The 12,565-nt window shown below is 52.3% G+C and carries 10 protein-coding genes; 4 read left to right on the top strand and 6 right to left on the bottom strand.

The features are described from left to right. Positions 1-16 precede the first annotated feature (16 nt). Genes ACR0AH_RS19700 through rfbC form a run of 3 tightly spaced genes read right to left on the bottom strand, consistent with a single transcriptional unit; the run spans position 17 to position 2,766 of the window. Entirely contained in the window at positions 17-1,156 is a 1,140-nt protein-coding gene (locus ACR0AH_RS19700; RefSeq protein ID WP_480593387.1) for a glycosyltransferase family 4 protein, read from the bottom strand. Next, entirely contained in the window at positions 1,157-2,209 is a 1,053-nt protein-coding gene (gene rfbB, locus ACR0AH_RS19695; RefSeq protein WP_480593385.1) for a dTDP-glucose 4,6-dehydratase, read from the bottom strand. Next, positions 2,206-2,766 carry a dTDP-4-dehydrorhamnose 3,5-epimerase gene (gene rfbC, locus ACR0AH_RS19690; protein ID WP_480593383.1) on the bottom strand — a complete coding sequence of 187 codons (561 nt, stop codon included), beginning with the start codon at positions 2,764-2,766 and terminating at the stop codon, positions 2,206-2,208. The genes rfbB and rfbC overlap by 4 nt, the downstream gene beginning before the upstream one ends. Positions 2,767-3,090: 324 nt before the next feature. Between rfbC and ACR0AH_RS19685 the strand changes: the two genes are divergently transcribed. The 3 genes from ACR0AH_RS19685 (at position 3,091) to ACR0AH_RS19675 (ending at position 7,211) form a co-directional block, all read left to right on the top strand. Next, positions 3,091-4,479: a hypothetical protein gene (locus ACR0AH_RS19685; RefSeq protein ID WP_480593381.1), complete on the top strand. Its 1,389-nt coding sequence runs from the start codon at positions 3,091-3,093 to the stop codon at positions 4,477-4,479. Between the two features lie 208 nt (positions 4,480-4,687). Continuing rightward, positions 4,688-6,190, top strand: a complete 1,503-nt coding sequence (gene xrtD / locus ACR0AH_RS19680) for a VPLPA-CTERM-specific exosortase XrtD (protein WP_480593379.1) — start codon at positions 4,688-4,690, stop codon at positions 6,188-6,190. 124 nt (positions 6,191-6,314) lie between these two features. Beyond that, on the top strand, positions 6,315-7,211 hold the full coding sequence (locus ACR0AH_RS19675; RefSeq protein ID WP_480593377.1) for a glycosyltransferase family 2 protein: 897 nt from the start codon (positions 6,315-6,317) through the stop codon (positions 7,209-7,211). Between the two features lie 40 nt (positions 7,212-7,251). On the opposite strand, the gene ACR0AH_RS19670 is transcribed toward ACR0AH_RS19675, so the two are convergent. Beyond that, positions 7,252-8,313, bottom strand: coding sequence for a ParB/RepB/Spo0J family partition protein (locus tag ACR0AH_RS19670; RefSeq protein ID WP_480593375.1), 1,062 nt, complete (start codon positions 8,311-8,313; stop codon positions 7,252-7,254). A gap of 45 nt (positions 8,314-8,358) precedes the next feature. After that, positions 8,359-9,747 (bottom strand): AAA family ATPase, encoded by a 1,389-nt coding sequence (locus tag ACR0AH_RS19665; protein WP_480593373.1) that lies wholly within the window; start codon positions 9,745-9,747, stop codon positions 8,359-8,361. 419 nt (positions 9,748-10,166) lie between these two features. On the opposite strand from ACR0AH_RS19665, the gene ACR0AH_RS19660 reads away from it, so the two are divergent. Further along, on the top strand, positions 10,167-11,186 hold the full coding sequence (locus ACR0AH_RS19660) for a replication initiator protein A (protein ID WP_480593371.1): 1,020 nt from the start codon (positions 10,167-10,169) through the stop codon (positions 11,184-11,186). A 267-nt stretch (positions 11,187-11,453) separates the two neighbouring features. Here the strand turns inward: ACR0AH_RS19660 and ACR0AH_RS19655 are convergent, their stop codons facing one another. After that, a complete protein-coding gene (locus ACR0AH_RS19655) occupies positions 11,454-12,509 on the bottom strand; it encodes a tyrosine-type recombinase/integrase (protein WP_480593369.1) in 1,056 nt (351 codons plus the stop codon). Positions 12,510-12,565: the final 56 nt, after the last annotated feature.

Genomic DNA, 12,565 nt, shown 5'->3' with positions numbered 1-12,565 from the left:
ATCACTTTGTTTTAAGTTACCTGAGAAGAGGCTGTGTCTCTGCGATTGTTTGCTTTGCCCAAACGGACCAGTTTAATCGGGTTTCATAATCATCCCGAGCAGCTTGACGCATTGCTTGATGCGTTTTGGAATCCACTAGCAACCGTTCAATAGCGTCAGCATACTCTGGCCCCTCTGCGTCAAGCGACAAGCATATTCCTGTTTCCCCATTTCGAACAATTTCCGATACTCCACCCGTGTCAGCGGCAATACTTGGCAACCCAAAAGCGGCAGCTTCACAATAAACGATACCGTAGCATTCAGAACGGCTTGGCAAGAAAAAGAAGTCGGCGTCAACGTAAGAATCCTCAAGAATGCGCATTTCTTCTGGGACAGATTTTCTGAGGAATGGAAAAACTTTCATGTTGTCCCGCTGGACTGTTTCAGGCGGTATACAACCGATGACCGTAATCTCAGTATCAATGCCTCTAGCGTTCAAAGCATCGCTTGTAGCCACTACGATGTTGCCACCTTTGCGCTCCCAATCCACCCCGACAAACAGAAGTTTAACAGGGCCATCTTCTCGAGCAGCAAGGGCCGTTTCACGGGAAGGTGGGATATCAATGTTTGCCCCGTAAGGAATTACTCGGATTCTGTCTCTTGATGCGCCATAGTCCTTGATCGCAGAATCTGCAGCCCAATGGGTTGGGTACAAAAGCAAATCTCCTCGTTCAATTGCGCGAGCTTCGAGTATTTCTCCCTGCTTTCTGGCCGCAGCGGAGACGTTGGAGTACGTAGGGTAATAATCCGCCATCAAAGCAAAAGTTGCATCTGAAGAATATACAATTGGGGTTTCTATCTCCAAGTTGGCAATGACTGCTGAGCCGGCCGGACACATCAGTATATCCAAGTCCAAGCCTCGAGACTGCTTCACAAGGCTCCGCTGACAAGCCCCGGCCGCTGCGAACGAATTTCCAGGTAATAAGCCTGATAAGCCAAGACTGCGGCGAATTTTATTTTTCACCTTGGTAGAAAATAGGCCCGGCGAAGAAAATGGGCCAAAGTAATGGATTTCTGCCCCTTCTTCTTCTAGCGCTCGTGAAATAAATGTAGGCGTCCCTGACCATGTTTTAGGGTCCTTAGGATCGCCTAGTAGTGTAGCAAAACCTATCTGCATTTATCCTTCTCCCCCAATCGGATGACCAATCCTCTCACCCACGCCGTCCCGGTCCTGCAGGGGCCGCCACCAGCTTTCATTATCCAAATACCACTGCACCGTCTTTTCCAGCCCCTCCTCCAACGTGACCGAGGGACGCCAGCCCAGCTCATCACGGATACGAGTCGGGTCGATAGCATAGCGCAGATCATGGCCGGGGCGGTCGACAACAAAGGTAATTTGTTCGGAATAGGGTCTGTTTTGGGGGCGCTTTGCATCCAAGATCGCACAGATCATGCGCACCAGATCGATGTTGCGGGCTTCGTTCTCGCCGCCGATATTGTACGACAGCCCCACCCTGCCCTTCTGCAGTACGGTCAGCAGCGCGTCGGCGTGGTCCTCGACATACAGCCAGTCGCGCACATTCTCACCCTTGCCGTAGACCGGGATTGGTTTGCCCGCCAAGGCGTTCAGAATCACCACCGGGATAAGTTTCTCGGGGAAATGAAACGGCCCGTAATTGTTCGAGCAATTGGATAGCACCACCGGCAACCCATAGGTCTCGTGCCAGGCGCGGACCAGATGGTCGCTGGCCGCTTTCGAGGCCGAATAGGGCGAGCGCGGGTCATAAGGCGTTTCTTCGGTGAACGCACCGCTTTCGCCAAGCGAGCCAAACACCTCATCGGTCGAAATGTGGTGAAAGCGGAAGCCCTCGGGCCGGTTCTGCCGCTGCCAGTAGGCGCGCGCGGCCTCAAGTAATGTATAGGTGCCGGTGATATTGGTCTCGATAAAGGTTCCGGGCCCGTCGATCGAACGGTCCACATGGGATTCCGCCGCCAGATGCATCACGGCGTCCGGGCTATGGCCGGCAAAGACCCGATCAATCGCTGCACGGTCACGAATATCAGCCTCTACAAAGGCATAATTGGGCGAATTGCCCACGCTCGCCACATTGTCGAGACAGGCGGCATAGGTCAGCGCGTCCAGATTGATCACCTGATGCCCTGCGGCAATGGCCTGCCGGACCACAGCCGATCCGATGAACCCGGCCCCGCCGGTCACAAGGATTTTCACGCAGCACCCTCCCACACAAAAGGACTGTCGAAATCGGGCAGGGCCGGAGCGGCGGCGTCTTTTTCGGACAGAACCGGATCGTCGGTCAGTTCCCAGTCAATGCCACAACTGTCCCAGCGCACCGCGCCATCGCAATCAGGCGCATAATAGTCGGTACACTTGTAGCAGATTTCGGTGTTGGGCTCGCGCGTGACGAACCCGTGCAGGAAACCTTTTGGTACTAAAAGTTGGCGCCCATTCTCAGCCGACAATTCAACTCCAAACCATTGCCCGAAAGTAGGTGATCCCTTGCGGATATCGACGACGACATCAAACAAACGGCCACGTCCGCAGCGCACCAGCTTGTCTTGTGCGTGAGGTGGTGCCTGAAAATGCAGGCCGCGGACCGTCCCCGAAGTGACAGAGAGAGAAAGATTATCTTGCACGAATTCCAGGTCAATCCCATGTTCAGATAGGACCTTGCGGTTCCAACTTTCGCTAAAAAAACCTCGGGTATCCCCGAAACGGCTAGGACAAAGAATACGCACGCCTGACAAATGCGTGTCTTCTATTTTCATCTAACTCCCCACAGCTCACACGCCTCATCGAGGTGCTTCTTTGGAATTCACTTGATATCTATTTAGGCCTGTAGGCACTCTGAAGTGATATTATTCAAAATAGTAGCAATTTTCTTGAGATTTCGCCCATTCTTCTGGGTAGAGTTCTGCACACACATTTCTTCCTAAGCGCCAATCAACAATACAATGTCTCTACGGCTATTGTGGCTTTAACGTTACGTCCGGAAAGACAGGCGCTGTTGCCGCACGCTTCATGAATGATTTCACACAGCAACAGCGTTAGTGAATATATAAACAGAATAAACGGAAGATATCCGAATGAGGATGAGCAGCAAAAGGGCGACCGGTATTTTCTTGGCGCTCTACATCGTTACTGCAGCCCAACCCGCGACGCCTCAAGAGACTGAAGCAAGTGGGATAACCCAAAGCTTCGGCATTTCTTCGTCTCTGCGGGCTAACGACAACTTCGGACTGGACGAACCGTCACCGGGAACCACTACATTGTGGGACAATACCGTAACCTATGATCTGCTGAAAGAAACAACTCTGGATCGGCTGTCACTTGGCCTTAGCGGCATTTTTCGATTTTCTGATACTCCCCAACAAGCCAGTGGGTTTGAATTCGACGCACCTTCTGCAGCATTCAACTATGGTCGTTTCGGGGCCAACAGTCTGCTTGATTTAAATTTGGGTTACAGTGAAATTGATCTGAACTTTGAAGACCCCCTGAGACGCATCGACGAAGATTTTGATAATACGGATGATGAACTCATTCTGGACGACGGGACCCGGAAAGCGACCCGCGCAGGATTGGAATTTGAAACAGGGGTGAACGATCCTTTTGGTGTTGGCCTATCTTCGAATTATTCACGCATCGATTATGACGACACGACTGATCCTGATCTTTTTGACCGCGAGACCACCTTTAATGAAGTGTTTGGGCGCTTTAGGTTTTCGCCGGTACTGGAAGGTCGGCTGACCTTTGCACAAGAGGACTATGAAGCAGAGGATACAGAAGGCACAGATCGCACCAGCAGGTTCACCGACTTTTCGCTGACATATGATATTGACCCAACGACTGCGCTTGAGGCTACGATTGGTTACACCGACATTGATGAAACCTTAGAGTTCGGGCCGGACATACGTGAAAGCGGAGTGGTCGGAAGTCTAGGGCTGCTTCGCGAACTGCCCAATGGCAGCGCCGGGGTCGAGTTTGGGTCGAATCTAAGTATCAATGGACGCCGCAACACAATCCTGTTCGCGCGCGATCTTGAATTGCCACTAGGTGAGCTTGAGACAAGCCTGGGATTTACACGTGGACCGCTGGGCGATACCAACCCAATCGGTAGCGTCCTATATGTTCACGAACGGTCGCGTACCAGACTAACCGTTGGATTTGATCGCAGTTATCGTACCAATGACCGTAGCCAGGAAACCCGTCGCACCCGCGCCTTTCTGGGCTACGAAGTCGCCATCAATCCGCTTTCCCTCATGACCTTCAATCTTGATTATGCCAGCGTTTCCTCAATTGGAATTGGCAGCGCGGAAAACAACCAGATCGGAACATTTCGCACTGCATATGTACGTGAGATTACCGAAGATTGGGATCTTTCAGTTGGCTATGAATATATAAACTACGAATCCGAAAGCGATCCTCGCACACAGTCGAACGAGGTTTTCTTCACACTTTCGCGGACCTTCACAACCCGTTGACAACGAGAAGACTCGCTTTCCCAGCGGCTCGAACCTATGATGCTCTCCAGCAGAGCCGGAGTATCCTCGTTTCCTAGTGGCTTTAGTATTGGTTTGAAAACGGCTAGTTTATATGCCTAACGCACGCGATTTTGACTCATACTCATATGGCCTACCCACGATAAACCCAGCGGGGTTGGCCTGGTTCTTATTGCTTATGGTGGGGTCTGTGCCGATTTTTTGGATCGGCCTTGTCTCACTGGTTCAGGCTTGGTCGACACCCGAGTATAGCCACGGCCCCCTGATCCCGGTCATCTCGTTGTATCTTTTCCTCCGAGAAATGCGTCAACTGCCACCACCCGACCCGCATGTGACGGATCGCTGGCCAGGAATAATCATCGTGTTTGCCGCTTTAATGTTGGCGGTCTTCGGAAATCTAACCCGCATTCCCGACATCGTAACCTATGCAATGATCGTCTGGATCGGAGGGGTGGTGTTGAGCATCTTTGGCTGGAAACGCGGATGGCATCATCAATTGCCTGTGGTGCATCTAGTGTTCATGCTGCCTTTACCACAGTTTCTGTATTGGAAATTAACAATTTTTCTTCAGTGGGTATCCTCCGTAATAGGTGTCTGGCTGGTCGATTTAGCAGGTGTAACCGTCTTTCTGGAGGGGAACATAATTGATCTGGGAGTCTACAAGCTGCAAGTTGCTGAGGCCTGTTCTGGGTTACGTTATTTGTTTCCAATCCTCAGTTTTTCCTATCTGTTCGCGCTGCTCTATCGTGGCCCCCTTTGGCATAAGTTAGTCTTACTTTTGTCTGCTGTCCCTCTGACCATATTAATGAACTCGGTCAGGATAGGAATTATCGGAATTCTTGTGGACAGTTATGGTATCGCGGCTGCAGAAGGCTTCTTACACTTTTTTGAAGGCTGGGTGATTTTTCTTATCTGCATAGCAATTCTATTTACCATGGCAATTGCATTGCAGCGCCTCTCTCCAAATCCAAAACCACTTGCCGAAGCAATAGACTTAGACACACATGGTTTTGTCCCGATCCTGGCTGAAATTCTTTCGATCCGCCCCTCACGTGCATTGGCAGTTGCAACACTTTTGACAGTGACTGTTTCAGCAGCCTGGGCCTTGCAGCCTACCTCTGACATCCGACAAATTGATCGTGAACCGTTTGCCCTTTTCCCACAGCAGTTTGATGAGTGGTCCGGGTCGAGCGTTCGGTTGGAGCCCGAAGTTGAGAAATCCCTGGATGCTACCGAATACCTAAATGTGATATACACTCGATCTGGAGAACCAGATTACGTCAACATGTTCGTAGCGTTTTATGACAAGCAAACTGAAGGATCTTACATTCATTCCCCGGAAGTGTGCCTGCCGGCCGACGGCTGGGAAATCTTCAGCCTTAACACTATTGAAATAAATCCAGATGTCGAAGGGTATGGTACTTTCGATGTGATCCGCGCAGTTATTCAGAAAGGTTCAAACCAGCAACTCGTATATTATTGGTTCGAACAGCGCGGAAAACGTCAGACCAATGATTTTCAGGTTAAAATGGGCGTCGTCATGGACAGTATCATGATGGGCCGCACGGACGGTGCACTGGTCCGCTACATTACTCCGATTGCTCCAGACGAAACCGAAGCCGACGCGGATGAACGGCTGATCGAATTTATGAACCAGAGTATGAGAGGGTTAGCGCGTTTTGTCCCATTCTAGTCTTCTTGGATGTCACCTAGAGACCAGTAAACACACACCCTATCGATAAAATATACAATTGATAAGTTATGGACACTAACCAAACCAAAACAGAGTTATTGAGAGATCAAAATCAGGGTGTCCGATGCTGATATCCATCATCATTCCACATTACAATCAGCCTGAGCATCTAATAGCCTGTTTAAAAAGCCTACAAAGCCAAAAAGATTTTACATCCGAACTGGAGATTATTGTTGTAGACAATGGCTCAACACAAAGCCCTACGGAAGTTCTTTCCAACTTCCCCGACGCAACACTTTTAATACAAAAAACACCAGGACCGGGCCCAGCCCGCAACCTCGGGACGACCAGCGCCCAAGGTAATATCTTGGCCTTTATAGATGCAGATTGCCATGCTCATGAAGGTTGGATCTCAGCAATAGAAAAATCATTCCAAAATCCTGGGACCCAGATAATTGGCGGAGATGTTCAAGTCGAATATGCGAACCCCGCAAAACCCACCTTTTTGGAGCCGTATGAACGTCTTTATGCGTATCGCAACAAGCGGTACATTGCTCAAGGCTTCTCCGGCACCGGCAACCTTGCTATGAGATCAGATGTTTTCAAGACGGTGGGGCCATTTGCTGGGCTTGGAACTGCAGAAGACCGAGATTGGGGGCTACGCGCCACGGCGCAAGGTTTTAAAATCGCATATGTCGAGAACATGATCGTTTATCATCCGGCTCGCAAGTCTTTCGATGAGCTTGCAGGAAAATGGGACCGGCATATAGCTCATGACTATTCTGATCTCGCCGACAAGCCACTTGGAAAGGTGCGTTGGGTGGTCAAGGCCTGTTTACTTGCAGCATCACCATTAGGGGAACTTGCTACTTTAGCGTTTTCAAAACGCATAAAGGGATTGAAAGAAAGGCGTCTCGCATTTCTTTGTCTCACAAAGATCAGATTTCATCGAGCACGCAGAATGCTGCAAGTGTTGTTCAATCGCCCATCTGAGCAAACGGAAGGCGACTGGAGTCGATAAAGGCAAGCAATAAATGTTTCGCGCGCGAAACATCTGCTAATTACAGCTGCTTTTGCAACCACTCCTGTAGCGCGGCAGCAAACTGATGTGAAACCGCATCGCCTACCAATTCAATGCGTCTCGAATTTGGGGTAAATCGCACTTCAACCCCCTGCAAAGCGTAGGTCAGCGTATCCTCTTTTTTTGCGGAATCTGTCTCAAGTTTGTGCGATTCAGAATGTGGCGATTTCTTAAGTGCTCCTCGAGATTTAGAACATCTTTCGCGTTTAGCCAAAGCCGAAGATAAGAGCATAACTTCGGCTTCGGCACTCCCTCTGGAGCTGTCACGAAGCATTTGCTGCAATCGTTCAGAAAACTCGGAATCCAATGATATTTCTCGGCACAGTGCGAGGCCAAGCTTTTCGTTGATCGCAGAAGGATAATGGAGGTCTGCATCAAACGCTTCTACCAGTGCCATGAACGAACCAATCTTTGATCGTTTTGATCTGGCTACACTACCGAACAAACCTTGTAGGGCTGCTTTACGCGTTGGGTAGACTCCCTCTTTCATAGCTCTGACAACAATCCGTGCGCGCTCATAGTGGCTTAGATTCACCCGGATCTCGTTTTCCTCGACCATCGCCACGTAAGCATCCTGAGCCGTGTCCGGAGTGATCACCATCGCTTTCACATGTGCGAATTTGGGATCCGAGGTTTCCAGATAAAGCCTGCGCAGTGCTGTCAAGCGTCGCCATCCCGAGATCAAGCCATGGGTGTGAGGTCCTTTTGCATCCGGCAATGTTACAACTTCAATGGGCATTTGCTGCCCTCTGGCACGCAGGCTGTCCAGCAATGAAGTCATTTCTTCTTCGTTTTGCCCAAGACGGTCACGCACCAGATGACGCTCATCTATAGCCTCCAAAGGCAGTATCTCAATCATGCGCCCTTCTTTTCGGGCGCTTTGCAAGGCCTGGGTAACTTCTTCAAGCGCGGCTACGGTTGACGCTTCTCCCGCGACTTGTGCGATAGGCGCCGCATTGGTCCCTAATGGTGCAGATTTCACCTCGGGCACCGCGCTCAGATAGCTCGGTTGGGCTGGGGTCAATCGCTTGCGTTTTGCCATCTCTGCTTCTCCTCACATGCCCTATAGTGTTTTGTCCCGGGATCGTTATTCTGCCGCCTGTTGCGCAACCAGTTCGTCCCGGCGCCAGACACCGATCAACAGTCGCTTGAATGCAGCATAAGTCGCGTCGAATGTTTCGCGGCCGCGCGCATAGGTTTCACGGTTGAAATCGCGGTAGTCAGCTTCATAAATTCCGCTTACCTGTTCGCCAGCTTGTCCGATCAAAGCGGTGAAATCCTGTCGGTGTGGAGAAAGCGTTTTGCCCAGATAGGCCTGCATCAGAGCCGAAAGCTCCCCTTGCTGGGCTCCGTCATATCGGGTGATGACCGCGCGGACAGCATCCCATTCGAATGCCATTTCAGGTCGCCCCAAGGCTCGAGCTGCAACATTCTCACCATCTTCAATGCTGGCAAATGTCGAATGCAACATATTGAAGAACCGCCCTGTAGAATCAAACTCCAAGAAGGAGGCCCCAAGCGGCACCAACAGAATATCGGCTGCCGACAGACCGTTTATAGTCAGATAGCCCAAGGCAGGGGGAGTATCTATGAAAACAAGATCATAGTTCTCCAGCACACTATCAGCTGTTAACCGGTCGCTTAATGCGTCCCAAAGTTTCCACCCTCTCGCCTGCATGCGCCAGACCGGGATTTGGAACTCAGCCCAGTAGAGATTTAGTTGTGCTCCGATCAGATCGATATTAGGCCAGTGTGTTTTTTGAATGACATCTTCCGCTGTCATTTCCAAAGCCGCACTCAATGTGTCGTCGAGCGGCTGCGGTGGGTCTCCACGATCCAAGCGCCGTTGATTTTCTATACGCAGATATTCACCGTAGTGACGGGCCAGCAAGGGAAAGGCTGTTTGCCATTCATCTTCGACATGACCACTGAAGATCGAAGTCATTGAGCCCTGACTGTCGAGATCGACGACAAGTACTTTATACCCATCAAGCGCGGCGGACATTGCCAGATGCGCTGCAGTGGATGTCTTACCTACGCCACCTTTGAAGTTGGCCACCGCAACCAATTTGGCAGGCTGTTTCTTTGGTCGATAAGGCAGATAATTCTTTGACTTCGAGCCCTGCGCACCGAAGAAGGCCCGCAGGCGCAACACCTCCTCCAGACTGAACCACTTGGCACCACCTTCGGTTTCGGATCGTCCCTGAGGCAGGTCAGGGTTTTGTTTTAGAACGCGGCGAAAATGCGCTTGAGCAACAGGGATCAAATAGCGGGTGATTTCCCAGGTGGAAAACAGGCGTAAAGACTTATGCCCCTCATCACTCAAACCCCGACTGGCAAGATCGGCTCGACCTTGGGCGCAAGCCTGAGCAATGGCTTCAAAATCGTCTGAGCCTGTGGGTAAGTCCAAATCTGCAAGTGCGGAATCTGGATCAATATTGAAATAGGGGGGAAGGGGAGTTCCGTCCTTAGCCATGGTGATCGCCGCCTGATGTACTGCCTTTTCCCTATGATACGCAAAAACACGGCACATGAAAGCGAAATGCGTACAGAGCTGATTTTTCTAAGCAAAATAAGGGGATAATGGTGCGAATATAACGCATCTCAGGATGTTGCGGATTTTCTTTTTAAGTTATTTTTGTGTTATATATTGTTAAGGACTCCCTCGCGGCCTAAATTATTGCTTTATATCAGATAATTGACCTATATTTTTTCTCACACACTGACTCTGAAACCCCGATATAATGACTCTGATCCCCCGATCTGGTGACTCTGAACCCCCGTTGTGCGAGTTTGTGGATAACTCTACGATAGGTGTCACTAAAACCACGAAAAAACGAGTCGGATGACGGTTCGACAGGAAGGCTCCGAAAGAGAGCTGCAGGAAAGAGGGCCATGGGCAGGGCAGTTACAGATACGGTCGGGGGTCTTCTTCCAGACCGCACGCAGCAGGGCGATTTCTTCGTCTGCGATGTTTTTGACGCGATTCCCAAGGATGATCTCGCTAGTATGGAGCACCCGCTGTTCTCGCTGGCGACCCGTCCGGATCGCCGCATTCTGGAATACCAGCACAACGGTGTGCAAATCACAGTGACGCCGTCGGTCAAAGGGCTGGCGACGATTCATGACAAAGACATCCTGATTTTCTGCATCAGTCAGCTTATGGCGGCGATCAACGCCGGACGTACGGTCAGCCGAACGTTGCAGCTGAAGGCGCATGATTTGCTGATGGCAACCAACCGTGAGACCAGCGGTGATGCCTACCGGCGGCTGCGCGAGGCTTTCGAACGGTTGGCGGGCACTCGCATCACCACCAACATCGTCACAGGAGAAGAAGAAACCACCACGGGTTTTGGTTTGATCGAAAGCTGGGAGATTGTGCGCAAAACCCGCGGAGGCCGGATGGTCAGTGTGGCGGTGACCCTGTCCGACTGGCTATATCGGGCGGTGTTGTCGAAATCCGTGCTTACGCTGTCGCGTGATTACTTTCGTCTGCGTAAACCTCTGGAACGGAGGATTTACGAGTTGGCGCGCAAACATTGCGGGCGTCAGCCTGGTTGGGCGGTTTCGGTGGACACGCTTTTGAAGAAGTCAGGCAGCGCGTCGCCGCGGCGTGTTTTTCGCAAGATGCTCCGCGATATGATCGAAGCGGACCACTTGCCCGATTACGAGATGCGCGAGAATCCGGGGGATCTGATCCGGTTTACTCCGCGTGCAGGGCTGATTGAGCCGGACATACCTCCGCCGGTACTGGATGCGGAAACCCTGAAAGAGGCGCGCCGTCTCATGCCCGGTGTTGATGTCTACGGGCTGGAAGCGGAATGGCGCGGGGTCTGGGTCCGGTCAGGCACGCCACGGTTGCGGAAGCCGGATGCCGCGTTTCTGGGTTGGGTGCGCAAGCGGGCAGTGGGGTGACTGTTTATCGGTCTGGCACGATTTCTTCCGGCAGCTTCAGAATGTCTTGCAAATATCTGTTTGATCCCGTGGTCGGAAGCACTTCGGGATCAGCCAGAGCAAAGATGCTTGTTTAGGTAATTTTGCACTCGCGGGCCAATTGGCAGATTGCGATTTGTAACACAAGCACCTTATCCTGTCATGCCGCCAAGGGTGAATTTGAAGAGGCAAGAGTTTCTAGGATGACTTTGTCAGTGAGGTGCCCGTGCGGACCCGTAGGCAATGAAACTACCCCAGCAGATCCGCCGCCGGGTTCTCTGCGATATCCACATCATCGTAGTATTTCTGGGCCTGTGCGAGAGACCGATGCAGCGACAGGCGCATGGCGGCCTGGATCGGGGCGCCGTCCAGCGCAGCCTGGGTTAGAAACCCTGAGCGCAGCCCATGCGGCGAGGCAAATCCCTCGGGCAGTCCGGCAAGCTTCACCCGCCGCTTGACGATCTGGGCGATTGCGTCCGGTGAGAGGCGGCGTGTCAAAACCCGGTCGGACTTGGAGATCGGTCGGAACAGGGGCCCGTCCTCGATCTCACCGACCTCGATCCAATGCACCAGAGCCTGCGCCGCGCGGCCCTTCAGTACCAGACGCGGGGTGTCGCCCTTGGCTGTGGTCTTGGTTTCCAGCAGAGAAAGCCAAACCACGCCGGTCTTGTCGAATTCCTTAAGCGACACGTCTTCCCGCATCAGCCCGGTCAGTTCCGACCGCCGCCGACCCCCTGAGGCCCAACCCAACATCAGGATAGCGCGGTCGCGACAATCCCGATGCGATCCACGGCAGGTGGCCAGCAGCTGTTCCAGCACGTCCCGCGTGATCGGGTGCTGCGATTTCGGGGCCGGGGGACGGGCCGCAGCGCGCCGCGCCTTGGCACGGGCCTGTTTCACCTGTGGCGCATCGAACGGCGAGGCGAGGTTCTTCATCCGGTGAAACGCCAGCCAGGAGGCGATGCGCCGGTCCAGCGTCGAGGAGGCAGGGCAGGTGAGGGACTTGCGCAGCCCTTGCGCGATCAGCGCCTCCGCCACCTGCCGCGCGATGTCCTCTTCTGACGCATCTTCAAGATCGCGGGCATGATCGAGAATGAAGGCCAGCGCCGTGGCCTCTGACTCCGGCCAGACCAGAGCGGCATCAAACCGAACAGACTTCCAGGCTGTGATGTAGATCAGATCGCGTTCGTAAGCCCGCAATGTGTTTTCAGGCGTGCCGCGCACATAGAGATCGGTGAGCGCCTCCTGATCGGCCGGGGATAGGGCAGGGGAGGAGGCGGGCAGATATGGGGCAGGGGGGTTCATGGACCCATTCTGCGTAATTTTGCGCCTAAATCAATCATTCCTGATAAGCGATACTT

The organism is Ruegeria sp. AM5, from assembly GCF_056540645.1.
This window is presented reverse-complemented; position numbering and strand designations above follow the sequence as displayed.